We start from the raw sequence: 23,342 nt of genomic DNA, 5'->3' as shown, positions 1-23,342 counted from the left end.
TTCGACGTTGACGACGTCCATGATGACGCCGCCCTTGAGCATCTCAGCCATACCGCGCTTCACGCGGTTGCTGCCCGTGACGCTGTTCGCGGACGAACCGGCTTCGCTGCTTACATCAGGTGTAGACACAAAAACCCCTATGGGTAGATAGATGACCTTCGCCGGGGTGCAGGGCGGCACGGAGATGCCGATGTACACGCACCGGGTTGCCGGATCCATTGACCGGGCAGTCCTAATACTAGTCTCACCGCGGCCAGCAGGCTTAATTCGTGTTAATCAGCAGGCGACGGCTCGGCGAGGGACTGGCGGCGGACGGAAAGCACGCGCTGGACCACTGTGATGAAGCTGGCCACGGCCAGCAGCAGGAGCGTCACCAGCAGCACCAGTTCCGGAAGTCCAAGGCCCGTGAAGCCGGTAACCACCAGCACGGAGACGAGGCGCTCGGCCCGCTCCGCGATCCCGGTGTTGGCCGTGAACCCCAGCGACTCGGCCTTTGCCCTGGCATAGGAAACCACCATGCCAAGGACCAGGCAGACCATGGCTGCCACGGCGATGGGAACGTTCGCCCCGCCGGTGAAGAACCACACGGCCAGGCCGGCGAACAGGGCGCCGTCGGCGATCCGGTCAAGCGTGGAGTCAAGGAAGTTGCCCCACCGGCTGCCCACCTCCCGCATCCTGGCCATGATGCCGTCCAGGACATCGGAGAAGATGAACGCGGTGATGAACAGGGTTCCCCACCAAAGCTGGCCGAGCGGATAGAAGACCAGGGCACCCACCACGACACCGGCCGTGCCGACGACCGTTACCGCATCCGGCGAAACACCGATCTTGAGGAGCCAGCGGGCAAGCGGGGTGAACAGTGCGGTGAAGAATCCGCGGGCGTGCCTATTCAGCATCCGTCTCCCCGGGCCAGGCGTCGGCCACCTGCTGGCGGACCTCGTCGAGGGTCTGCGTAATGGCCTTGGTCTGGGCGATGATCGGGAAGAAATTCCCGTCACCGCCCCAGCGGGGAACGATGTGCTGGTGGAGGTGCGCCGCGATTCCGGCACCGCCCACGACGCCCTGGTTCATGCCCAGGTTGAAGCCGCCCGGGTTGGCCACTTTCCGCAGGACCTTCATGGCGGTCTGGGTGAGTTCCGCGAACTCGGCGGTCTCGTCGAGAGTCAGGTCTGTGTAGTCGGGAATGTGACGGTACGGGCATACCAGGAGATGGCCGGGGTTGTAGGGAAAGAGGTTCAGCACCACGTAGCAGGTCTTTCCACGGTGGACGATAAGGGCTTCCTCGTCAGTCCGTCCGGGGCCAACGCAGAAGGGGCAGTCGTTCTCATTCTTGAACTGGTGCTGCCCGCCTTTGATGTAGGCCATGCGGTGCGGAGTCCACAGGCGCTGGAAGGCGTCCGGGACACCGGCGAGGTCAAAGTCGTCGGTAACGCCGGCATCGCCTGGATACCCTGCGCCTGTGTTCTCCTGCACCGTGCTGTTCCGTTTCCGCTAGCTGGTCCGGTTACGGACGGCTTCCGTGATCCGCTTGACTGCCTCTGCCACGGGCACGCCGTTGTCCTGGCTTCCGTCCCGGAAGCGGAACGAGACTGCGCCTGCCTCGGCGTCATCCCCGCCGGCGATCAGCACGAACGGGATCTTGTCCTTACTGGCGGTGCGGATCTTCTTCGGGAACCGGTCCGAGGAGGTGTCCACCTCGGCACGGATGCCTGCGGCCTTGAGCTGGTCGACGACGTCGAACATGTACTCGTTGAACGTTTCCGCCACCGGGATGCCCACCACCTGCACCGGGGCCAGCCAGGCGGGGAAAGCACCGGCGTAATGCTCGGTGAGCACTCCCATGAACCGCTCTATCGATCCGAACAGCGCGCGGTGGATCATGACGGGGCGCTGGCGGGTGCCGTCTGCCGCCTGGAACTCCAGTTCGAACCGTTCCGGCAGGTTGAAGTCCAGCTGGATGGTGGACATCTGCCAGGTCCGGCCCAGGGCGTCCTTCGCCTGCACGGAAATCTTGGGGCCGTAGAACGCGGCCCCGCCCGGATCAGCGACAAGTTCCAGGCCCGATTCCTCGGCCACTTCGGCCAGGGTCCGGGTAGCTTCGTCCCAGGCGGCGTCGTCACCGACGAACTTCTCGGGATCCTTGGTGGAGAGCTCCAGGTAGAAGTCGTTCAGGCCGTAGTCCTTGAGCAGGTCCAGCACGAACGTCAGGGTCTTGGTGAGCTCATCCTTCATCTGCTCGCGGGTGCAGTAGATGTGGGCGTCGTCCTGTGTCATGCCGCGGACCCGGGTCAGGCCGTGCACCACGCCGGACTTCTCGTACCGGTACACCGACCCGAATTCGAACAGCCGCAGGGGCAGCTCACGGTAGGAGCGTCCGCGGGCCCGGAAGACCAGGTTGTGCATGGGGCAGTTCATCGGCTTGAGGTAGTAATCCTGGCCGGGCTTGCGGACTGTGCCGTCTTCATTGAGTTCGGCGTCCACGTGCATGGCCGGGAACATGCCGTCCTTGTACCAGTCCAGGTGGCCCGAGACCTCGTACAGGTGGCCCTTGGTGATGTGCGGCGTGTACACGAACTCATAGCCGGCCTCAACATGGCGCTGCCGGGAGTAGTCCTCCATCTCCTTGCGGATGATGCCGCCCTTGGGGTGGAAGACGGGAAGGCCCGAACCGAGTTCGTCCGGGAAGGAGAACAGGTCCAGTTCAGAGCCAAGCTTGCGGTGGTCGCGGCGTTCGGCCTCGGCGATGCGCTCCTGGTAGGCCTTGAGGGCATCCTTGGTAGGCCACGCAGTGCCGTAGATCCGCTGCAGCTGCTGGTTCTTCTGATTGCCCAGCCAGTAGGCGGAGGACGAACGGGTGAGGGCGAAGGCATTGGAGATCAGCTTTGTGTTGGGCAGGTGCGGCCCACGGCAAAGGTCGCACCAGACGGTGGTCCCGTCCTTGCGCTCCACGTTGTCGTAGATGGTGATGTCGCCGGCACCGACCTCGACGTTGACGCCTTCGCCGGCCTCTGCGGCTTCGTTCTTCTTGCCCAGGAGTTCAAGCTTGTAAGGCTCGTCCTTCATGGCTTCGCGGGCCTCGTCCTCATTGACCACGCGGCGGACGAACTTCTGGTTCTGGTTGATGATCTTCTGCATCATCTTTTCGAGGGTCTTGAGGTCCTCGGGAGTGAACGGTTCGGCAACATCGAAGTCGAAGTAGAAGCCGTCGGTGATGTACGGGCCGATGCCCAGTTTGGCGTCCGGGCGCAGCTGCTGGACGGCCTGCGCCATGACGTGGGCGGTGGAGTGGCGGAGGACGTTCAGCCCGTCCGGGGAATCGATGGTGACGCCCTCGACGTCGGCGCCTTCAGGCAGTTCCTGGTCCAGGTCCTTAAGCTCGCCGTTGACGCGGGCAACAACAACATCACGGCGCTCAAAGAAGAGTTCCGCACCGGTTGTCCCGGTAGTCACCTTGGTCTCTTCGCCATCGACGAGAAGGGTGATCTGCTGGGCATCTGACACGGGTGTCTCCTATTCAAAGTTAAGGCTTCATAGCTTGTGGCATACGGGGACCACAGCCAGCCATCGTCAATGCTATCGGTTCAGCTCAGGCCCGACCAACGCGGCGCACCCGAGGATCAGCCGCCGAATCCCGTGATGGCGAGGGTCCGGGTGATTCCGTCCAGGGGGTGCCGGGCCTCCGGTTCCTGCGCCTGGGACTCCTGGAACGGCAAGGTTTCGGCGCGGCTCAGGTCCCAGGCCATGCTCGCGCTCAGGCTGATTCCCCGCGGGCCGGTCCGCCTGGTGGTGCCACGGATCAGGAGCAGCCGGGTTCCAAAGAGGATCATTCCTGCCTTTTCCTGGGCTTCATGGAAGAAGACCGAATCGATGCAGCCGGTGCCGTCGTCGATGCTGATGAAAACTACCCGCCGGCCGCCCCGCATGGGCGGCGTCTGGGTTGCCACGCGAACCCCGGCCACCAATACTTCCGTCCCGTTCCGCAGGCCGAGGAGCTTGTCCGCCGTGGTGACTCCCAGCCTGTTGAGCATCGGCCGGTGGCTGTCCATCAGGTGGCTGCTGACATCAACAGCCATCAGGTCGAGTTCGGCCCGCACAGTTTCCACCAGGGTAGGCGCCGGCAGCCCGGGCTTGACGTTGCGCAGTTCAACATCCCCCAAAGGCAGGGAGAGCTGACCCTCGATAACCTCCACACCTTTCCGTCCGCTGCCGGCACCTTGGAGTTTTTGCAGGTGTTGGACAAGGTCCGCACGGTTTGCGTTGCCGCCTGCCTCCCGGTGAAGGGAATCAAAAGCGCCCAGCTGGGCCAGCCGCTTGATGCTGGGCTTGCTGACCCTGGACCGTGCCCTCAGGTCTGCGAGTGAGTCAAAGGGCTGACCGGCAACGATCCGCTTAAGTTCTGTTGCGGACAATCCGTAAATGCCGTTCAGGCTTAGCCTGATTCCCAGCTTTCCTGCATCCGGGCCTTGCTCTACCCGTTCCACCCGGTATTCTGCCTTGCTGCGGTTGATGTCCAACGGGAGGATCGGGATGCCCAGGCGCCGTGCTTCCGCTACCAGCAGCCTTTTGGGGTACATCCCGGGATCGTGCTCCCACAGCCCGGCAAGGAATGCTTCGGGATGGTGCGCCTTCAGCCAGGCCGACTGGTAGGTGGGGACTGCAAAGGCAGCACCATGCGCTTTGCAGAATCCGAAGCTTCCGAAGGCTTTCAAGGTTCCCCAGACGTTGTCCACCACAACGGGCGCGTAGCCCCTTTCCCGGGCCGCTTTGCGGAAGAACTCCTCCACGCCCAACTCAAGGACCTCGTTGCCCAGGGCACGGCGGAACTCGTCCGCACGTGCCAGTCCGCAGCCTGTCATGACGTCGAAGGTCTTCAGGATCTGTTCGTGGAAAACGGTGACGCCGTGGGTCTCCGCGAGCACCGGTTTCAGGTCCGGATGGGGGTACACCTCGGGGGCGAATCCGTGCCTGTGCTCAAGGAAGGGCCGGACCATGTCCGATTTCATGGGGCCGGGGCGGAACAGTGAAATATCGATGATGAGGTCGTTGAATTCCCGGGGGGCCATCTTGCCAATGAGCTCACGCTGCCCGGGCGATTCAATCTGGAAGCAGCCCAGGGTGTGGGTGCTCCTGATCAGTTCAAAGGTGGCTTCATCGTCCAGCGGGACGGCATTGAGGTCGATGTGCCCGTTGTCGGCAATGTAGTCGGGACCGGTCCCGTCCGGACCAGGTGAATGCTTTCCGGCTGCCACCACTTCTTCCTTGGAGGGGTGGATGCGGATGACTTCCCGCACGGCAAAAGCCATGGCGCTCTGCATCCGGACCCCAAGGACATCAAGCTTGAGCATTCCCATGGGATCCATGTCGTGCTTATCGAACTGGCTCATGGGGAGGCCAAGTCCGCTGGGCTGCACGGGAGTGCGGTCCAGCAGGGTTGCGTCGCCAAGGATCACGCCGCAGGGATGCATGGAAATATGCCGGGGCAGCCTGTCAAGGCGTTCCGTCAGGTCCACCAGCAGATCAAGCTGCTGGTTTCCATCCAGGTCCCGCTGTTCCACCCGGCCGGCGAACTCCCGGAGCTCAGGTTTTTCCTGCAGCGCTTCACGGAAATTGCGGGCAGAAAAGCGCCACAACTGCTTGGCAATCTCCCCCACTTCGTCGCCGTCCATGCCCAGCGCCATGCCGGCGTCCCGCACTGCGCCCCTGGCCCGGTAGCCATTCTGCATGCTCATCAGGGTGACCCGCTCAGCACCAAAGCGCTCAAAAATCCGGTGGTAGACGTTGTGCCGCTCCGCGCTTTCAACGTCTATGTCAATATCCGGAAGGGTTGCCCGGTCCTGCGACAGGAAGCGTTCGAAAATCAGGTCATGCTGCAGGGGGTTCACCTGGCTGACGTCGATCAGGTAATTGACCAGGCTTGAGGCGCCGGATCCACGGGCTGCTGCCCGCACTCCCATTTCCTGGATCATGCGGGAGACCTCGGCAACTGTCAGGAAATAGGAGGAGAAGCCGAGGTTGCGGATGATGCCCAGTTCGTGATCGAGCCGGGAGCGCATCCTTTGTCCGGCAGTGCCGGTAATTCCCGGGAAGCGCCTGGTGATTCCAGCCTGGCACCGCTGGACCAGTTCAAGGTGCGGATCCTGGCTGATCCCGATGACTGAAGCTTCCGGCACCACGGGCTGCTTCCACCCCATGTCCGTGACCGGATCAATCCTGCAGAGGTCCGCCAGCGCCTCGGTCTGCGCCATCAGCTGCTTGAGGTCCGCTGCACCATAGCCTGCCGCAGAAATGATCTCCTTGCCCAGACGGAGCATCTCCGCGGAGGATTTAAGCCAGCCTTGGCCTGTTGGCTGCAGCAGGGGCTCTTCCGCGAGTTGCGGCAGGGATTTCAGGGTGCGGGCTGAGTCGAGCACATCCGCGGTGGGCGCTCCGTCTGCAGCGCAGTACCTTACGGCGTTTGTCAGGATTGCAGGAACATGATGCTCTTCTGCCAGCTTGAGCATGCGGACAGCATGGGCGGTACTCAAGGGCTTTCCGGGTGCGCTGAGCTGGGAAACTATCTCGGCAACCAAAGTGCCTGCGGGCATGGCGTCCAACCATTGCTTGAAGAGGGTGCGCGGACGAAGGTAGCGCCGCCCGCCCATGGCGCGGCCGACGTCGGAATCAGGCCCGACCAGGACAGTCAGCACCGGTTTCAGGGTTTGGGGATCGAGGGTTCGGGAGGCAAGTTCGGCCCTGGTCACGGCGGCTGGAACTGTTCCCCCGGATTTCCCGGAGGTGCGGGCATGGGCATCTGATATCAGCCTGCAGAGCGCGCGGTAGCCCGCCCCGTTGTTGTTGCCCCGGGCCAGCACCACCACCCTGCCGGCAAGCTGGGTGCGGTGATCGCCGTCGTCGTCAAATACCGCAAGGTCAACACCCACAATGGGATCGATGCCCGCTCCCATGCATGCCTTGAGGTGTTTGATGGTTCCGTACATGCCGTCACGGTCAGTGCATGCAAGGGCCGTTGCACCGTCAGCGGCGGCGGCCTGTGCCAGTTCCTCTGGCCAGGAGACGCCGTAGTGCGCACTGAAGGCAGTGGAGACGTGAAGATGGGTGAAGCTCATGCTGTCCTGGGCCGGAGTGCGTCATGGATGCGCAGCAGCCGCCAGCGGCCGCTTTGGATATGCCTGGTGAGGTCAAGCGTCAGGGTTTCTTCCGGCCCCTGGACCCCACGGACAGGGTGGTCAGGCCGCACCTGGACCCGCCAGATTTCGTGGTCCACCAGTCCGCGGCCGCTGCCAAGCGGAGCGCGGCTTTCTTCCGCCCACCATTGCCGGCGTTCGTACCAGCGCACCGGTTCAGCACAAACAGCATAGGAACGTCCTGCCCACAGCAGGCGCTGCGGTTCGCCGTCGGCGGTGCACTCGACGTCCACGGATTGGCTGAACATGCCCATGGCGCCTCCCGGATCTCATCTGGCTTATTCGAATACTTGTTCGAATAAGCCCAGTCTACCCCTGCCCTGAACGTGCGCAAAGAAGGTTCAGAGGAAGGACTGAGGAGAATGGCGCGCAAGGGTGGACGGACCGATCGACAGGGAGCAGGATGGTGCCATGAGCACCCAAGACGCACTTCTTAAGCAGGCAAGCATCTCAACCCAGGACTCCACCGTGGTGGCCACGTTCAATATAGACGGCACCATCCCGGCGTCCGGTGCTTACGTGGTAGGTCTGGTAGGGGCTACTCCGGACTATTCAACACAACGGCGGCTATGCATTGAGTTCATGAACGGGGAGGCGATTGCCTTTTATTCATTCAACCGTGAACAGGGAGTCGAAGAAGACTACGACCTGTCCGGTGTGACCCACTCCGACAGCACCATTACGGGCAGCTTTCCCCTGGCGGCCTTGAACGGCCTTGGCAAGGGGCATGTCATGTCAGCCTTCAGCGAGGCCGAGGGCAGGGAATTCCAGCACGGCGTCCCCGTGGAGGAACACCTCTAAACAAGGGCTTGCGGGCAGTTCAGCTGTTCCCTTTGTGGACCCGCATTTCCAGTTCGATGAAGCCGGAGATCATTGCCCGGTACGTGGACTCCACAATGTCCGGGTCGATGTCTTTTTTCTCGGCTGCCGAGCGGACATGCTCAATGATCCGTTCCACGCGCCCGGGCGCACGGACCTCGGCGTCATCACCCTTGAGGGTTCCGGCAATCCGGATCAGCCGTTCCCGGCGGGCGATGAGGGTGACAATCTGCTCATCCACCTCGTCGACAGCAATGCGGACCGCAGCGAGCTGTTCCTTGTCGGCCAAAGCATCTCGATCATTTCCTTGAATTGTCGCCATCGTCTGACAGTATCGAAGCATGCAGCCCAGAGTCGACTTCATCTCACTAGGTGTCCGCAGCGTTTCCGCCTCCCGCGCGTTCTATGTGGACGGCCTTGGCTGGCCGGTCCACCGTGAACTTGAGGGTGATGTTGTGTTCATCCAGGTGAACCACGGTTTGGTGCTGTCCCTGTGGGACGTCCGCCAGATGCAGGCTGACGCCGGCGTCAGTCCGCCCGGTCCGGTTCCCTGCATCACGCTTAGCCACAACCTTCCGTCCACTGAGGACGTGGACCGGGTCATGGAAGAAGCGGCCGCGGCGGGGGCTGCCATCATCGCGGAGCCCATCACCCAGCCGTGGGGCGGGTACAGCGGATACTTCGCCGATCCGGACGGCTTCCGGTGGGAGGTTGCCTACAACCCCGCCTGGAGAGTGGACGACGACGGCGCGGTCACCGTATAGCGCTTGCCGCGGGTCCGCGACGGACTACTAGAAGAGGGCCTCCACGGGCCGGATGAGTTCCGGCCCGTTGTTCCGGACGTTGCCGACTTCTTTTCCCACAGAGTCCACGTGCCAGTCCGCCGCCACGTCCTTGACCCCCGCCCGCACCAGGTCCACCAGGCCGGCGGCGTCGTCCGCGGCTGGGTCGAGCCATGCCCGCATCGTGGCTTTGTCCATCGGCAGCGGCACGCGGTCATGCAAGGCCGTCAGTTTTCCAAACACCGTTGACTCGCTGCCCGGCGGCGGGGTGTCAGTGGTCAGGATAGCCGTGGAGAGCATCCAGCCGCCCGGCTCCCCCGCCGGCCACGCGGGATCCTTCCACCACTCATAGAGCCCTGCGAAGACCAGGCCCTTACCCCCGTCCGGATGGACATAGTACGGCTGCTTCGACTTTCCCGGCCCCTGCTTCCATTCGTAGTATCCATCTGCCGGGACCGCACAGCGGCGCGACCTGGCGGCCTTGCGGAACGCCGGCTTCTCAAGCACGGACTCACTGCGTGCGTTGATCATCCGCGAGCCGATGCCCGGGTCCTTGGCCCAGGACGGGACCAGCCCCCACCGGGCAACATGGAGCTGGCGCACCTGCCTGGCAGCCGGCCCGTCATCCACCAGGCGTTCAAGGACGATGGGAACGCCGTCCGTCGGGGCGACATTCCACGACGGAGGAATGTTCACCTCGTCCTCCAGCTCGGCGTCGAACTCGGCCAGGAGGTCCCCCACGGCACGGGCCATGACATAGCGTCCACACATGGCTCCAGCATGCCACCGGCGCCAGATGGTGTCATCCGAAGGACATATGAACGGCCTGCGGCCTCTGTTGGCCGGGAATAGGCACCGCCGCGTTACCGTTGTCAGGAACGAAACCGTCAACGACACAGAGGAGAGCTCCGTGGACTTCACTCCCGACTCCGGCACCATCACCATGTTTTCCACTACCTGGTGCGGCTACTGCAACCGGCTGAAGAAGCAGCTGGATGCCCAGGGCATCGGCTACACCGAGATCAACATCGAGGAAGTGGAAGGCACTGCCGAACTCGTGGAGCAGCTTAACGGGGGCAACCGCACGGTACCCACCGTCCTCTTCCCGGACGGCACCGCGGCCACGAATCCGTCCGCAGCCGAGGTCAAGACCCGCCTCGCAGCCTAGGCGCTAACGCCATCGCGCGGGTCATGCCCCCAGGCTGCTGAAGGAAGCGGCCTTCAGGACGGCATGGCCCGCGTAGGCGGCAAGCAAGGCATTTTCCACCGCGGCAACGTCCACGCCAGGGACCAGGTCTTCGACCGCACCTGCCGTGGCGGGGTTCCAGTCCAGCCCCAGGGCGGCATAGCTGTCGGTCAGCACTTTGCGGATGGGCGCAGAGTTTTCCACCACAATGACGGAACTGAAGAGCCAGCCGCCGGCCACTACGCGTTGCGCCGTGCCCACCAGCTTCACCTGGTGGCCGCCGTCAGCCGGATCGGTTCCGTGCACGCTGAACTCGCCGGGGCAGTATTCGCCCGGAATCTCGCCCACGGCCGCCTGAACGCCGATGCTGCGCAGTACCTCGGCAAACAGCTCCCCAAAGTAACCGAACCTGGTTTTGGAGCCTGCGATGGCGTCGGCGTCCGGTTGAAGGTGGTCCACCACCAGGGTCCCCTCGTGGTAGGCGGCCGCCCGCCCCCCTGCCCGGCGGACCAGGGGCTCGAAGCCGTTGGCCCTGCACGCCCGGGCAGCCGCCTCAAAGCCCGGCAACCGGGTGTCACGCTGGCCGAAGGCAACGGTGGGCGCAGGCCGGTAAAGCCGGAGTGTGGGGCCAATGTCCCCCTTCTTCACCCGTGCCAGGAGTTCCAGGCCGAGCTCCAGGTCACGGCCCGCGCCCAGCGACTTTTCCTGCCGCACAACGGTTAGCGTGCGGGGCCCCGGGCCGTCGTCGTACATGTTGCTATGCTCCCCTATGGTCATATTGCAGTTCCTGGTGGTCGCCGCCGCCTTCGCGGCGATTGACGCCGTCTGGCTCAAGCTGATGAATCCCTTTTACCGCAGCCACATCGGCGAGCTGCTGGCGGATAAACCACACCTAGGTTACGCCGTCGCCTTCTATGTCATTTACATCGCCGGGATTGTGTTTTTTGCCCTCCGGCCTGCCCTCGACGGCGGCAGCTGGCTCACTGCCCTGGGTTACGGCGCGGCATTGGGCGCCTTCGCCTACGCCACCTACGACCTCACCAATGCCGCCACCCTGAAGGTGTGGCCGCTGCAGCTGATCGTGGTGGACATGCTGTGGGGCGCCGTACTCACGGGGCTGTCCACGGTTGCCGGCTGGCTTGTATTCCAGGGACGCGCCTGACGCTGACGCGGTCACGGACCGCGGCGGCCCGCCCACAGCCCGTGCAGCAGCGGGACCACGGACCCGGCCATGAGGACGCTGCCCAGGACAAGGTCGTCTGCCCGCACCACGGCGCCGGCAATGAGCAGGGCCGCAAAAACAAGGGCCGACGCCGACCGCCGGGCCCTGCGGTCCAGCCGGGCGAGCTGCCGCTCAATGCGGGGATTAGCCACCGCAAGCGACCCCTCCTCGAGGCGGCCGGCCAGTGCTTCCAGGCGTTTGGGCAGGCGCAGGGCGATCGCCGCGGCGTCGAGGGCCTGCTGGACCACGTCCTGCACGAGTTTGCCGCGCTCGTCCCGCAACAGCCGGGCCGCATACGGTTCCACCGAGTCCCACAGGTTGAAGCGTTCATCAAGCGAACTGCAGACACCGGACGTCAGTGACATCGCCCGGATAATCAGCAGGAAGTTCTCCGGGAACTGGAACGGCAAAGAGCGGATAACGTCACCGAATTCCACGCCGAAATCGCGGAACTCCTTGGGATCCACTTCACGAAGCTCGGCAAACCCCATCCCGCCGAAGCGGGCGAAGAGGTGCGTCATGGCCCTTTCCAGCTCCATGATGTCCGCCGACGGCGCCAGCACGCCGACGTCGTTGATCGCCGCCACCAGCCCCTTGCCGTCACGCGCGGCGGCCGCAATCAGCAGCTTCCTCAGCCCGCTGCGCGTGGAGTCGGTGACCTCGCCCATCATGCCGAAGTCGATGAACGTCAGTTTCCACGGATGTCCCCCCGAGCTGGCGGGAACCGGAGTGACGAAGATGTTGCCCGGATGCGGGTCCGCGTGGAAGAAGCCGGTGGTGAACAACTGGTCGAACATAACGGACGCGAACACCGGGGCCACTTCGGCCGGATCGATGCCGGCGGCGCGAAGGGCTCCGGCCTCCGTGATCTTGATGGCCGTGACATCTTCAAGGGTAAGGACGCGCCGGGTGGTCCGCTCCCACGCGACGCGCGGCACGCCGACCCTGTCATCAGCTGCAAACGCGGCCTCGAAGCGCTCGGCATTTGCCGCCTCGTGCAGGTAGTCGATCTCCTCGAAACTCGTCTGCGCGAACTCCTCGACCAGCGCCGGGACGTCCGCACGGCTGGAAACCAGGCGGATGCGGCTGAGCCACCCTCCCACCTTGCGCAGGGCCGCCAGGTCGACGTCGACAATCCCGTCGATGCCCGGACGCTGCACCTTCAGGACCACGTTGCTGAGCCCGGTGTCGGCGGCGTCGGCGGGCAGGAGGCGGGCACGGTGCGCCTGGCCCAGCGAGGCGGCCGCGACCGGCACCTCCTCGACGAAGGCGAACACCTGCTCAAGCCGGGCGCCCAGTTCCTTCTCCGCAAGGGCGCGGATCGCGGGAAACGGAACCGGAGGGACTTCGTCCTGCAGCCCCTCAAGCTCCCTGGTGATCTCGGGCGGAAGGACGTCAAGCCTGGAGGACAGGAACTGCCCCACCTTGATCATCAGGCCGCCCAGTTCCACTGCCATCAGGTGGAAGTTCCGGGCGAAGCCCTGCATTCTCTTCGAACGTGTCCGCCCGGCGATGCGGGCAAGTCCGATCCGCGGGAGGAAGAGCTCAAACCACCACGTCACAGCCAGGTTCCACGCGGCAAAGCGAAGGATGCGGCGGTAGCGGGCGCGGGTGCCTCCGGCGCCGGGTACCGGGGCGGGGCGGTCCCGGCGGACGAACGCCACCCGCGTCAGTCCTGGGCGAGGATCGAATAGATCCGGCGCCGCGCCTCATCGAGCACTGCCACGGCCTGCCGCACCTGCTCCGGTGAACCCGTGCGGCCAACCTGGGCTGCAGCCTGGGCCAATTCCACACCGGCCTTGGGCAGGGCCGTAAACCCGCCGGCCTGGGAACCCGCTGATTCCCAGGGGGCCGCCGCGGCATGGTCGTTGGCCACTTCCTCACGGCCGGCCTCTGTCAGCGAATAGATCTTGCGGCTGTTGGACTCTTCCGCGCGGATGGTGCCCTCGTCCGCTAGCAGCTGCAGCGTGGGGTAGACCGAGCCGGCGCTTGGCTTCCAGCTGCCGTTGCTGCGCTCCTCGATTTCACGGATGATCTGGTAGCCGTGCATGGGCCGCTCCGCCAGGAGGGCCAGCACGGCGGCGCGGACCTCGCCTTTGCCGGCGCGGGTTCCTGCGCGCTTTTCGAACCGGGAACGCAGTTCCTCGACGGCCTGCCACATGCCATCGATGTTGGTCCCGCCGAATCCGCCGGATTGATATGAACCACGCATGATGTTCTCCCTTGTGAATCCTGAACGATATACAACGATACTCAACGACACAGGCTCGGAGCTAGGGGCAGGGCAGATTTCATCCGCGCGCGGCTTCGGCCTCTGCGGCCGAAATCCGCGCGCAATGTCAGGTTCTGCGGATAGTGAGAATCTGCTCGGCACGCCCGAACGGACCCTGGAGGTCGTGCAGCACGGTGGATGTCAGGCCAATCCCGTCTCCGCCGAACGACACAGCATTGTCCAGGCCCAGCCACTCCCCCTCGGGGCGGCGGTACATGTGGATCTGGAGGTCCAGGTTGGGAAAGGCATAACTGTCCTTGCCCGGGGGGACCCGGGCCGCAATACCGTTGGCGGTGTCCACGAGCCCCATGAGCCGGGCAAGGTCGCCGCTGTCGCCACGGTCCGTCAAGGGGTGGTCTGTCCGGAGCCAGACCTTTCCGGCGCCCGGCCGGTGCCCTTCCGCCACCCTCATTTCAAGGGAGCGGATATAGCCGCCCGGCCAGACGGACGCGCCGTCGTACGGCTTGCAGTCCTCCGGTCCGGGAATCGGGTTGTCCTCGATGGCGGCCACTTCGGTGGTATCGCTGGTGACCAGCCGCCAGGCGGTGGCGCGAATGGCAGTCCGCCCGCCGGCCACCAGTTCCGCCTGGAGGAGTTCGATGGTCTTCCCCGGCCGGAGGGTGGTGGTCTCGATATGGAAGGCGCCGCCCGGGATGAGCCCCAGGATCTCGTAGCTGATCCGCGCCATCCGCATGTCCGCCCGCGGCTCATGCCGTTCCAGGCTGTCCGCCATCAGGCCTGACGCGGGCGCCATGTGCTGCTCGTGCACGTTCCAGGCGCCCTGGGCATGGATGGTGGAACGGAATCGTCCCCCGCCCAGGTCCAGGTAGTAGAAGCTTCCTGCGGCCAGTTCATGCAAATCTGCGGTCAAAGCGCGCCCCTCCGGTGATACTCAGTGAATTGGCCTTAACTCTATCCGCCGTCCCCCGGACGGGCGGCAGAGGCGGTCTGCCGAGGGAGACTTGGCCGGACGCGGCGAAATGTTGGAGCCGGACAGGATTGATCCGACTAGACTCGGAAACTGGTCCTGTCAGCAACCCTCGGAAGAGGTGTTCCATGCGTGTCATCAGCTACAACCTCCGCAAACACAAGGCGAGCGGTGAACTCCTCGCCCTGGCGCGGAACCATGACATTGATGCGCTCTGCCTCCAGGAGGTGGATTCCAGCGACCTCCCCGAGACGCTGGGGCCGCTGCACCTGGCGGATGCCACCAAGGGCAACCGGCTGGGGCTGGCCATCTATTACCGGATGAGCCGCTTCACTGCCCTGGACACCCAGTCCTTCGCGCTCAAGAAGTCAATGCACGACCGGGTCCTGGCCCCGGCCCATGAGCGGCTGATCGGCACCCGGGTGATGGACAACGAGACGCAGCATGAGCTGGTCATCGGCTCCTTCCACGCCGCGCCCCTCACGGCTTCGAACTCGCTGCGGCGGAAGCAGATCCACGCCGCCCATGCCGAACTGCTCAGCATGGGCAAAGGCCTGATGACCCTGATGGTGGGCGACTTCAACTATCCGTTCTTCACGAAGAACCTGGACCTGCACATGAAGAACTCCGGCTATGCCCTGTCGCTCAGCAACAGGCGCACCTACACCCGGTACAAGGTATTCAAGGGCCACTTCGATTTTGCAACGTCACTGGGCCTCGACATCGAAAGCGTCGAAACGCTTCCACGCGGGAACTCGGACCACCTCCCGATCCTGGTCACCGCCGAATACGGCCCGGACTACTAGGCCCCAAGCCGTTCACGCAGGCCGGGCCACGATACCCCGAAGCCCGGGTGCAGTTCGAGGCAGTCCACATCGGCCACCGGCACCCACCGCAGTTCGAGGCTTTCGGGATCACTGATCACCGGATCAAAGGGCTCCCTGACCAGCACCACCACCGTGGTGTAGGACCAATAACCCACGTCAAAGAAGGACGTGAAGAGAAGGTCGACATTGCCGGCGGGTACGGCAGCTTCCTCGAAGGCTTCCCGGAGCGCGCCTGTGACGGGCTCCTCGCCATGATGGAGCGCCCCTCCGGGCAGGCCCCACGTCCCCCCGTTGTGGCTCCAGACAGCACGGTGCTGCAGCAGCACGCCTTTGTCCGGATCGTACGCCAGCACTCCGGCTGCACCGAACCGCCCCCAGTAGCGGCCGCGGTCCCCTTCGACCCAGGCGTCGCCCGGGTCCCGGGGACCGGTGCGGACGGGCGGGGCTGAGGACGCAGTGGAAACCGAAAAGTGATCCATCGTTCCAGTCTGACAGGTGCCGTGGACGGGGTGCACCTGCCGTGCCGAATGTCAGTCAGGCCTGGTTCGCGTGGCCGCGTTCGACGGCGAAATCACCGCCGGGGTACATGATGGTTTCGTGTCCGTCATCAAAGCGGACGAGGTAGGGCGGCGTCCCGCCCTGGCCCCGCACCTCCAGGATCACCCCGTGCCGGTCTGTGGCCCCAACGGTCCTTCCATGGACGATGATGCGGTCGCCTTGCGTTGCCTCCATGGCAATCACCTCCCAGCCCAAGAGTACGACTGCCTACCCGGCGGGGAAAGGGCGAAGGAGAAAGTGCGGAGGGAAACGGGGGCATGGCGGCGAGGTGGGGAAAGAGCCGCGCCATGGCAGGATTTTGACCATGCCGCTGCATCTTGTGCTGGTTGCCGATACCCATGTCCCGAAGCGCGCCCGGGCGCTCCCCGCACAGCTGTGGTCCGCCGTCGAAAGCGCCGACATGGTGTTGCACGCCGGCGACTGGGTTGACGCGTCCCTCTTGGATGAGTTTGAACAGCGGAGCCGCTCGCTGCTGGGCGTCTACGGAAACAATGACGGGCCGCAGCTGCGCCGGCGGTTGCCGGAAGTTGCCACGGCCACGCTCGAGGGAGTCAACTTTGCGATGGTCCACGAAACCGGCCAGGCAAAGGGACGTGAGGCACGCTGCGAAGCGCTGTACCCGGAGGCGGACGTCCTGGTCTTCGGGCATAGCCACATCCCGTGGGACACCACCACCCCGCGCGGCCTGCGCCTGCTGAACCCGGGTTCACCCACCGACCGCCGCCGGCAGCCGGCCTGCACTTACATGACCGCCGTCGTGGACGCCGGCCGGCTGGCCGACGTCCGCCTGGTGGAGGTTTCCCGCGGCTGACGGGAGGCGGGAAGGGACGGGGTCGACAGGGGCCGCGTACTGCCTGCGCCGGAACAGTAGACGTGCTTGGCTTTTCAGTCCTGGTCCTGCTCCGCGAGCAGGGCGTCGGTGGCCTCGTCCGGCTGGCCGTCAAAGAACTGGGCAAGGACGGTCTTGAACACTGTTTCGCCGGGCGCGGCGCGGAGGAACAGGGTCATGGACGAGTGCAGCTTCCTGGCATCGATGCCGCCCAGGATTTCCTCGGCAGTGCGCCCGGCGTGGTTGCTGAACGCCAGGGCGCACTCCAGGAGCCGCGGGCCCAGGACCTCGTGGTCCAGGTACGCCCGGGCTTCGGCCAGCGAAGTGATGGCATATTTCCGCGAGGTAGGGCTTTGCCCAAGGCCGGCGAGCTGCGGAAAGATGAACCACATCCAGTGGCCGGCCTTGTTGCCGAGCTGAAGCTCAGCCAAGGCCTGCCCGAAGGTCCCGCCCTCGCCTGCGCCGCTGTCCTGGGCTGACACGAAGCGTTTCAGGTCATAGGGATCGTTCATAGCTGACTCCTTTGTGGGGGGCCTCAGTGCCCGACTGCTGCCCAATGCAGGCCGCAGCCCTGCGCAGCCGCCCGTCCGGGTCCTGGCTCCACCTGGCAAGGACCACACCTGCGCGCTGCCGGTCGCGTCCTGCCAGTCCAGCCAATAGCGGCAACACTACGTCGGACAGCAGGGGGTCCACCAACTCGGGGCTTTCCGCGGAACGAAGGAAGCCCTCGATCCGGGTCAGGTCGGAGTGCAGCAGGAGGCCGACCCTTGACTGCAGGAGCACCACGGCGGCCAGGCGCCGCTCAAAAACCGGCCTGCTGCCAGGTTTCGGCTGGCCCCACAGCCCGGACGCCAGCTGGAGCACGGCATCGTGGTCCAGCTCCTTGAACTTCCGCAGGGCGTCCCGGACCGTTCCCCGGACGGCGCCCACCGAAGAGCCGTAGGAGGACAGCACCCCGCCCAGCCGGGACTCGACGTCGTCCGCCCGGTACCAGGCGCCTTCATTCTGCAGGGTGCGGTCGATGAACGCCGCGGCGGCCGCCACACAGTCGGTCCCGCCGTTCATCGGCCACGTCCCGCGGCTGCGTGCCGGATGCAGAACGGTGTCCAGGGCCTGGCCTCCAGCCTTCCCTCCGCGATAGGTTCTCCACAAACCGCACAGATGCCGTACGTGCCGGCAGCGATCCGGGCCAGGGCGGCCTCCACCTGGTCAAGGCCGGCGGTGCTTTGCTGCAGCAGGGCAGCTGCCTGGGACAGCTCGAAGGCAATGGTGGAACCCTCGGGATCGTGTTCGTCGTCGACGTTCGAATCCTGGCGCGCAGAGTTTGCCGAGGCAATGTCGGCGCGGAGCGACGGGAGCAGTGCCACCTTCCGCTTCCGCTCCTCCTCGAGGAGGACGCGGAATCTTTCGAAATCAGGCATGGGAAAAGCCTAGCGCGGTGTCAGTACCAATTCCTGGCCACGGAGTGGTTCCAGGCCGAGCAGGGGGAACCGTACCGCTCGCGGATATAGCCAAGGCCCCACTCGATCTGTGTCCGGTAATTGGTCAGCCAATCGCTGCCGGCGCTGGAATACTTGCCCGGCGGCAGCGCCTGCGGGATGCCGTAGGCACCGGAGTACGGGTTGGTGGCCGTTGTCAGCCAGTTCGATTCCTTGGTCCAAAGCCGGGCAAGGCAGAGGAACTGGTCCGATCCCCAGCCATAGGCCCCCAGCCTGCCCGAGGCGTAGCTTTTGGCACCGGCAGGATCGTTGACCGCACCCGCAGGAGCAGAGGGAATTACGACGGCGGGCGGGCTGGGCGGCGCGGCAGGCGCCGGAGCGGGGACAGGCGGAGCAGGATCCGCCGGCGCAGGGTTGCCGGCCGGAGGATTTTCAGGTGCCAGATCGGCAGGAGCCGGACGCACGGGGGCGGGAGCAGCAGATGGCTGCGCCTTTGCCGCCGCGGCGGCTGCGGCAGCCCGTCGTCGTGCCTCTTCTCCGGCCGCGGCCCTTTTCGCCTCCTGCGCTGCTTCATAAGCGGCCAGAGCCGCCTGTCCACGCCGGAATTCACCCTCAACCGCCGCCGTCGTGCCCTTCAGGGACGCCAACTGCTCGGTCAGCTCCCGGTTGCGCTGCTGTTCTTCCGTAAGCTGGCGTGCCATGGCTTCCTGGGCCGATCGGGCCGCCGCAAGCTTTTCCGCCGCCTCGCCGGACAGCCGTTCACGCTCGGCCCGGGCGGCTTTCTCCTGATCGGCCAGTGAAGCCGTGACTTTCCCCGCGGCGGCTGCCTTGTCCACAAGGCCCGCCGTTTTGCCGCCCACCAGATGCACCACGTTGAGCCCGTGGACATTGTTGTTCCCGATCGCATCAAGGGCCACGAAGAACCCCATGTTCGTACCGCCCGTTTTGTAGGACTGGGCGGCCAGGGCTCCGATGTCCTTCCTGTGGCGGATGAGTTCGGCTTTGGCGGTCCCGGCCTGTTCCGCCAGCGACTCCACTCGGGCAGTGGATGCTGCCAACGCGGCATCAGCCGCTGCAGACTCAGCGGCTGACGCCACCGCCGCGTTGCCCAAGGCCTCCGACTGCGCCTGCAGCCCGTCCAACAGGCCTGCGATCATACCGATCTCTTTTTCCGTGCCGGCCTCGGTCAGCTTGGCCCGCTCCACGTCCTCCCACGAGGGGTAGCCACCAGGCGGAACGCCCTCGGCCGCGCCGGCCGGAGTCAGCCAAACGCTGCCGGCGAGGGCGGCGGCCAGCAGTATCCCGGGCAGGCGGTGCCGGGCATTTAGAACGGAACGGGACATAGTTCGGAAGCTTACCGGCTTCAACCTTCACTTCAAGGATGAGGGGCCTGCATCGTTATACAGCAGAGACAAGCCATCGACTTTCCACGGTGAAAGCCTGAGCGTGCGCGCAGTGCCCGCGACCCAGAGTCGATTCGTTTGCATAAACCGAGAGGAGAACCTCGCATGTTACCCAAACGTGACAATCGGCGCCGGGGCGGGTTATGGTCTTAAGGTGTCCCTCCCAGACGGGACATTCCCCTCAGCTTGCCGAGCCCTGCCGCTGAACCGGGAACCATCGCTATCCAGCTGGCAGGGACGGGGGAACCAAGTTTCCACGGCCTCTCAAGAGGCCTTGGGGTTAAGTCGCTGGCGCCTCCGTTCCTTTCGGAGTTGCTCCCGGCCGGGTATCTCCAGCCCGAACCCGACAGCTCACCCCGCAGGCATGGGAGAGGCGATCAACTGTGTCAAAAATTTCCACCACCGCCCGTCATCGCGCAACTCCGGCCCGCTCCATCATCCTGGAAGGACTGGCTGTTTCGGCCAAGTCCCAAGCCAGGACCCTGGGCCGTCCGGCGCTCGCCGTCGCAGCCGCATCCGGCATTGCCTTCGGCGTCGGAGCCCCGGCGCACGCCGGTGTGACAGGTCCGGACACCACTGAGACCACTAACATCCAGGCCTCCGCCGCCCCGGCAGCAGCAGTTGCAGCCCCCGCCGCCGCGGCCGGAACCGTCCATACGGTTGTATCCGGCGACACGCTTGGCGCCATCTCGGCCGCTTACGGCGTGGCCCTGGGCGATGTCCTGGCAGCCAACGGGCTTTCAATCTCCGCGGTTATCTACCCCGGCGACCAGATCCAGATCCCGGGTGCAGGCTACGCCCCGGCAGCTCCGGCCGCCGCACCCGCCCCGGCACCCGTCCAGACCGCCGCTGCCACGGCACCGGCGAACACGGGGATGAACCTGTCCTACGCCTCTGCCAGCACCGGCACGGGCACCGGAGCAGCAATTCTCGCCTCGGCTTACAGCCAGGTGGGCGTCGGCCAGGACTGCACCGCGATGGTGGAGAACGCCCTGCGTTCCGTTGGCCTGAGCGTCGGCGACCTGGCTCCCACCCAGTTCTTCCAGTACGGCACTGTTGTGGGTTCCCCCGCTCCCGGTGACCTCGTGATCACGGCCGGCCACGTGGGCGTTTACGCCGGCGACGGCCAGGTTGTCAGCGGCGGCGTGAACGGTTACAGCACCGAAGTCCACTCCATCAGCTGGCTGAGCGGCGCTTCCTTCGTCCGCGTAGCGTAACCAACGGCGACGGGGCAGTCCGCTCGCAGCGGGGCAGTCCCACCCTGTGGAAGGGGCTGGAAGGGGCGGCAGCCGGGTTTACCGGCTGCCGCCCCTTCCACGTTCTTAAGGGTCCTTGGGGCTCCCTTGGCTCCGCTGGAATTACGGCTAGGTGCCGCAGAAGGTCCGGTATTTGCCGAAGTCCTCCGGCGGTCCTTCCGTGTAGCGTTCCAGCCCCGGACGCTCCTGGAACGGGGACCGGACAACCTCAAGGAGGCGGTTAAACGGGTCAAGATCGCCCTCGGTGGCAGCGGCCAGTGCTTCCTCCACCAGGTGGTTCCTGGGGATGTACGCGGGGTTCACGCTGTCCATGAGTTCGGCGTCGGGCTTCAGCGCGGCCCAGCGTCCGGCCCAGGCATCGAAAGTCCCCAGGTCCGGCACCATGCCGCGGGCAGGCCTGGAGTTGCCCCGGGCGGCCTGTCCAAGGTTCCGGAAGAATTGCGTGTAGTCAACGGGTCCGTCCTTCAGCAGGCCGATCACGCCATCCACAAGGTCCGAGGCTTCGTCACGTTCCGGGCCTGCCGCAGGGCCGGCAGGCACGCCGAGCTTGGCCTTCATGCCCTCGAACCAGGCATCACTGTACCGGCCGCGGAACGTGCCTAGGGCCTCCACCGCGGGGCCGACAGCCTGTTCCTGGTCTTCGTTGAAGAGCGGCAGCATGGCCTCAGCGAGCCGGGCCAGGTTCCACTCGGCTACCACGGGCTGGTTCGCGTAGGCATAGCGGCCGCCTACATCGATGGAGCTATACACGGCGGCGGGATCAAACGCGTCCATGAATGCGCAGGGCCCGTAGTCGATGGTTTCCCCGGAGATGGTCATGTTGTCCGTGTTCATGACCCCGTGCACGAAGCCCACCAGCATCCACTTGGCCACGAGCTCCGCCTGGGCGGCGACCACTGCTTCAAACAGCGCCAGGTAGGGCTGTTCGGACCGGGCTGCAGCCGGATAGTGCCTGCTGATGGCGTGGTCCGCCAGCCGGCGCAGCAGGTCCATGTTCTCCGTGGCCCGGGCGTATTGGAAGCTGCCCACGCGGAGGTGGCTGCTGGCCACACGGGCCAGGACGGCGCCCGGCAGCATCGTGTCCCGGCGCACCGGCCGCCCGGTGGCTACGACGGCCAGGGCCCGCGTGGTGGGAATGTTCAGGGCGTGCATGGCCTCGCTCACAAGGTACTCCCGCAGCATCGGGCCGATGACGGCCCGGCCGTCGCCCGCGCGGGCGAAAGGTGTACGGCCGGAACCCTTCAGGTGCACATCCCGCAAGCGCCCGCCGTCGGCAACTATTTCGCCCAGCAGCAGCGCGCGGCCGTCGCCGAGCAGCGGTGAGTAGCCACCGAACTGGTGCCCGGCGTACGCCTGGGCTACGGGGGTCGCACCCGGGGGGAGGTAGTTGCCCAGCAGGAGGCGCACGCCTTCCGGCGTCCGCAGGTAGTCGGGTGCCAGCCCCAGCTCGGTCGCCAGCGCGTCGTTAAGGACCAAGAGTTCAGGCTCCGGCGCTTCCTCCGCCTGCCACGGAACGGCCAGCTCCGCCAGTTCACGGGCAAAGCGGCCCTCGAAGACGACAGTTGATTCTGCTGCAGCAGTCATGGGTTAACCCTATCGCCGTCGCTTGTCCGGCCGTTGATGAGCTCATCGGTGACCTCCCCGGCTCGAGGAATGGCATGGCCTGGCAGAGCGGTCCGTTCAGGTGCAGTGGACCGTTCCGGTGCCGTGACGCCATGCCCCGGCCAGCGGCGCCGCCGGGGCATGGGGACGCGTTGCAGGTCCTGCGCGGCGATGACGTCAGTATCCGCCGCACGGGCCCTGGCCTGGACCGCGAGCGGCGCGGCGTCCTCGCCGTACCGTGAGGAGAAGTGCGTCAGCACGAGGGTTCGGGCGGCTGCCCCCGCTGCCAGTTCCCCTGCCTGCCCGGCGGTGAGGTGACGGTACTGGCGCGCCAGCCCGCCGTCGTCATCGCTGAAGGTGGACTCCGCAACGAGGAGGTCGACGCCGTCGGCCAGCTCCTCGGCGCCCTCGCAGGGCGCCGTGTCCATTACGAAAGCGAAGCGCTGGCCGGGCCGCGGAATGCTGACATCATCGAGGCGGACGCCCGCAAGGCTGCCTTCATGCTGCAGGCGCCCGATCGCGGGGCCCGATATTCCTGCCGCGGCAAGGCGTTCAGGCAGCAGCGTGCGGCCGTCCGGTTCCACCAGCCGGTAGCCGTAGGTCTCAATGCGGTGCTTCAGCGGCCGGACGTCAAAGCCTTCGGCCACCGTCCCGCTTCCGCCGTGGGGGCGAAGCCTGAGGTCGATTCCCGGTGAACTGACAGACACGAGGGCGCGCACCACGTCTTCCCCGGATAACGGGTAGTGAAGATGGATAGGGTGCGCCACCCCGTCCAGGGCCATCCGCGACAACACCCCCGGCAGACCAAAACAATGGTCTCCGTGGACGTGGGTGAGGCAAATGCGGGTTATCTGGCTCGCCGGGATCCCCGCGTGGATCATTTGGCGCTGCGTGCCCTCGCCCGGGTCAAAGAGGAAACCTTCCCCGTCCCAGCGGAGCAGGTAGCCGTTGTGGTTCCTGGTCCGGGTGGGGACCTGGGAGGCCGTACCGAGGATGGTGAGGTCGCGCATGGCGGTGGGTGCCAAAAAGCAGGCT

The 23,342-nt window shown here is 65.4% G+C and carries 26 protein-coding genes, 1 pseudogene and 1 riboswitch; of the genes and pseudogenes, 7 read left to right on the top strand and 20 right to left on the bottom strand.

The window, feature by feature from the left end:
- From PV768_RS17200 to PV768_RS17175, 6 genes and pseudogenes are all read right to left on the bottom strand, one after another.
- Positions 1-129 (bottom strand): annotated as a pseudogene (locus PV768_RS17200) (pyridoxal 5'-phosphate synthase lyase subunit PdxS); the annotation flags it as partial.
- A gap of 143 nt (positions 130-272) precedes the next feature.
- Positions 273-896 carry a phosphatidylinositol phosphate synthase gene (pgsA, locus tag PV768_RS17195; protein ID WP_157242049.1) on the bottom strand — a complete coding sequence of 208 codons (624 nt, stop codon included), beginning with the start codon at positions 894-896 and terminating at the stop codon, positions 273-275.
- Entirely contained in the window at positions 886-1,473 is a 588-nt protein-coding gene (locus PV768_RS17190; protein ID WP_321213642.1) for an HIT domain-containing protein, read from the bottom strand. Before PV768_RS17190 ends, pgsA begins: the two co-directional genes overlap by 11 nt.
- A gap of 18 nt (positions 1,474-1,491) precedes the next feature.
- On the bottom strand, positions 1,492-3,501 hold the full coding sequence (thrS, locus tag PV768_RS17185; RefSeq protein ID WP_321213643.1) for a threonine--tRNA ligase: 2,010 nt from the start codon (positions 3,499-3,501) through the stop codon (positions 1,492-1,494).
- Between the two features lie 116 nt (positions 3,502-3,617).
- A complete protein-coding gene (locus PV768_RS17180) occupies positions 3,618-7,106 on the bottom strand; it encodes a DNA polymerase III subunit alpha (RefSeq protein WP_421093670.1) in 3,489 nt (1,162 codons plus the stop codon).
- Positions 7,103-7,438: a DUF6504 family protein gene (locus PV768_RS17175; RefSeq protein ID WP_321213645.1), complete on the bottom strand. Its 336-nt coding sequence runs from the start codon at positions 7,436-7,438 to the stop codon at positions 7,103-7,105. The genes PV768_RS17180 and PV768_RS17175 overlap by 4 nt, the downstream gene beginning before the upstream one ends.
- 157 nt (positions 7,439-7,595) lie before the next feature.
- Between PV768_RS17175 and PV768_RS17170 the strand changes: the two genes are divergently transcribed.
- Positions 7,596-7,985: a hypothetical protein gene (locus tag PV768_RS17170; RefSeq protein WP_157242047.1), complete on the top strand. Its 390-nt coding sequence runs from the start codon at positions 7,596-7,598 to the stop codon at positions 7,983-7,985.
- Between the two features lie 19 nt (positions 7,986-8,004).
- On the opposite strand, the gene PV768_RS17165 is transcribed toward PV768_RS17170, so the two are convergent.
- Entirely contained in the window at positions 8,005-8,325 is a 321-nt protein-coding gene (locus PV768_RS17165) for a chorismate mutase (protein WP_157242046.1), read from the bottom strand.
- A 19-nt stretch (positions 8,326-8,344) separates the two neighbouring features.
- On the opposite strand from PV768_RS17165, the gene PV768_RS17160 reads away from it, so the two are divergent.
- The gene (locus PV768_RS17160) at positions 8,345-8,767 is read left to right on the top strand and encodes a VOC family protein (RefSeq protein WP_157242045.1); all 423 of its coding nucleotides are present in this window, start codon (positions 8,345-8,347) and stop codon (positions 8,765-8,767) included.
- A 27-nt stretch (positions 8,768-8,794) separates the two neighbouring features.
- Here the strand turns inward: PV768_RS17160 and PV768_RS17155 are convergent, their stop codons facing one another.
- A complete protein-coding gene (locus tag PV768_RS17155; protein WP_421093669.1) occupies positions 8,795-9,556 on the bottom strand; it encodes an SOS response-associated peptidase in 762 nt (253 codons plus the stop codon).
- 139 nt (positions 9,557-9,695) lie between these two features.
- On the opposite strand from PV768_RS17155, the gene PV768_RS17150 reads away from it, so the two are divergent.
- Positions 9,696-9,953, top strand: a complete 258-nt coding sequence (locus PV768_RS17150) for a mycoredoxin (protein ID WP_104998100.1) — start codon at positions 9,696-9,698, stop codon at positions 9,951-9,953.
- A 21-nt stretch (positions 9,954-9,974) separates the two neighbouring features.
- On the opposite strand, the gene PV768_RS17145 is transcribed toward PV768_RS17150, so the two are convergent.
- Positions 9,975-10,748 carry a lipoate--protein ligase family protein gene (locus tag PV768_RS17145; RefSeq protein WP_421093668.1) on the bottom strand — a complete coding sequence of 258 codons (774 nt, stop codon included), beginning with the start codon at positions 10,746-10,748 and terminating at the stop codon, positions 9,975-9,977.
- Here PV768_RS17145 and PV768_RS17140 point away from each other — a divergent pair.
- On the top strand, positions 10,741-11,133 hold the full coding sequence (locus PV768_RS17140; RefSeq protein WP_157242043.1) for a DUF2177 family protein: 393 nt from the start codon (positions 10,741-10,743) through the stop codon (positions 11,131-11,133). The two genes, PV768_RS17145 and PV768_RS17140, sit on opposite strands and share 8 nt — an antisense overlap.
- An 11-nt stretch (positions 11,134-11,144) precedes the next feature.
- Here the strand turns inward: PV768_RS17140 and PV768_RS17135 are convergent, their stop codons facing one another.
- From PV768_RS17135 to PV768_RS17125, 3 genes are all read right to left on the bottom strand, one after another.
- Positions 11,145-12,857, bottom strand: a complete 1,713-nt coding sequence (locus tag PV768_RS17135) for an ABC1 kinase family protein (RefSeq protein WP_421093667.1) — start codon at positions 12,855-12,857, stop codon at positions 11,145-11,147.
- A gap of 5 nt (positions 12,858-12,862) precedes the next feature.
- A complete protein-coding gene (locus PV768_RS17130) occupies positions 12,863-13,405 on the bottom strand; it encodes a PadR family transcriptional regulator (protein ID WP_157242041.1) in 543 nt (180 codons plus the stop codon).
- A gap of 127 nt (positions 13,406-13,532) precedes the next feature.
- The gene (locus tag PV768_RS17125; protein ID WP_421093666.1) at positions 13,533-14,336 is read right to left on the bottom strand and encodes a thioesterase family protein; all 804 of its coding nucleotides are present in this window, start codon (positions 14,334-14,336) and stop codon (positions 13,533-13,535) included.
- A gap of 185 nt (positions 14,337-14,521) precedes the next feature.
- Here PV768_RS17125 and PV768_RS17120 point away from each other — a divergent pair, with 185 nt between their 5' ends.
- A complete protein-coding gene (locus PV768_RS17120; protein ID WP_157242039.1) occupies positions 14,522-15,199 on the top strand; it encodes an endonuclease/exonuclease/phosphatase family protein in 678 nt (225 codons plus the stop codon).
- Here the strand turns inward: PV768_RS17120 and PV768_RS17115 are convergent.
- The gene (locus PV768_RS17115; RefSeq protein WP_421093665.1) at positions 15,196-15,699 is read right to left on the bottom strand and encodes an NUDIX domain-containing protein; all 504 of its coding nucleotides are present in this window, start codon (positions 15,697-15,699) and stop codon (positions 15,196-15,198) included. The genes PV768_RS17120 and PV768_RS17115 overlap by 4 nt on opposite strands.
- 55 nt (positions 15,700-15,754) lie before the next feature.
- Positions 15,755-15,952 carry a DUF1918 domain-containing protein gene (locus tag PV768_RS17110; RefSeq protein WP_104999751.1) on the bottom strand — a complete coding sequence of 66 codons (198 nt, stop codon included), beginning with the start codon at positions 15,950-15,952 and terminating at the stop codon, positions 15,755-15,757.
- 130 nt (positions 15,953-16,082) lie between these two features.
- Between PV768_RS17110 and PV768_RS17105 the strand changes: the two genes are divergently transcribed.
- A complete protein-coding gene (locus PV768_RS17105; RefSeq protein WP_157242037.1) occupies positions 16,083-16,589 on the top strand; it encodes a metallophosphoesterase family protein in 507 nt (168 codons plus the stop codon).
- Positions 16,590-16,663: 74 nt separating this feature from the next.
- Here PV768_RS17105 and PV768_RS17100 read toward each other — a convergent pair whose 3' ends face one another.
- From PV768_RS17100 to PV768_RS17085, 4 genes are read right to left on the bottom strand one after another with little or no spacing between them, the layout of a single operon-like run.
- Positions 16,664-17,119, bottom strand: coding sequence for a DUF1810 domain-containing protein (locus PV768_RS17100; RefSeq protein WP_157242036.1), 456 nt, complete (start codon positions 17,117-17,119; stop codon positions 16,664-16,666).
- Positions 17,103-17,672, bottom strand: coding sequence for a DNA alkylation repair protein (locus PV768_RS17095; RefSeq protein ID WP_421093664.1), 570 nt, complete (start codon positions 17,670-17,672; stop codon positions 17,103-17,105). The genes PV768_RS17100 and PV768_RS17095 overlap by 17 nt, the downstream gene beginning before the upstream one ends.
- Complete coding sequence (locus PV768_RS17090) at positions 17,669-18,028, bottom strand: TraR/DksA family transcriptional regulator (RefSeq protein WP_321213650.1); 360 nt, start codon at positions 18,026-18,028, stop codon at positions 17,669-17,671. Before PV768_RS17090 ends, PV768_RS17095 begins: the two co-directional genes overlap by 4 nt.
- 20 nt (positions 18,029-18,048) lie before the next feature.
- A complete protein-coding gene (locus tag PV768_RS17085) occupies positions 18,049-19,389 on the bottom strand; it encodes a lytic transglycosylase domain-containing protein (protein ID WP_321213651.1) in 1,341 nt (446 codons plus the stop codon).
- A 239-nt stretch (positions 19,390-19,628) separates the two neighbouring features.
- Positions 19,629-19,829, top strand: a riboswitch (cyclic di-AMP (ydaO/yuaA leader).
- Between the two features lie 3 nt (positions 19,830-19,832).
- On the opposite strand from PV768_RS17085, the gene PV768_RS17080 reads away from it, so the two are divergent.
- Positions 19,833-20,666 carry a LysM peptidoglycan-binding domain-containing protein gene (locus PV768_RS17080; protein ID WP_321213652.1) on the top strand — a complete coding sequence of 278 codons (834 nt, stop codon included), beginning with the start codon at positions 19,833-19,835 and terminating at the stop codon, positions 20,664-20,666.
- 147 nt (positions 20,667-20,813) lie between these two features.
- Here PV768_RS17080 and PV768_RS17075 read toward each other — a convergent pair whose 3' ends face one another.
- Both PV768_RS17075 and PV768_RS17070 read right to left on the bottom strand, forming a co-directional pair.
- Complete coding sequence (locus PV768_RS17075; protein ID WP_321213653.1) at positions 20,814-22,289, bottom strand: protein adenylyltransferase SelO; 1,476 nt, start codon at positions 22,287-22,289, stop codon at positions 20,814-20,816.
- A complete protein-coding gene (locus tag PV768_RS17070; protein WP_421093674.1) occupies positions 22,286-23,317 on the bottom strand; it encodes a ribonuclease Z in 1,032 nt (343 codons plus the stop codon). The genes PV768_RS17075 and PV768_RS17070 overlap by 4 nt, the downstream gene beginning before the upstream one ends.
- Between the last annotated feature and the right edge of the window lie 25 nt (positions 23,318-23,342).

Origin of the sequence: Pseudarthrobacter sp. CC4, from assembly GCF_048957775.1 — a bacterium.
In the GTDB taxonomy this organism is placed as follows: domain Bacteria; phylum Actinomycetota; class Actinomycetes; order Actinomycetales; family Micrococcaceae; genus Arthrobacter.
The sequence above is the reverse complement of the archived record's forward strand: the minus strand, read 5'-3'. Positions and strand labels throughout refer to the sequence as shown.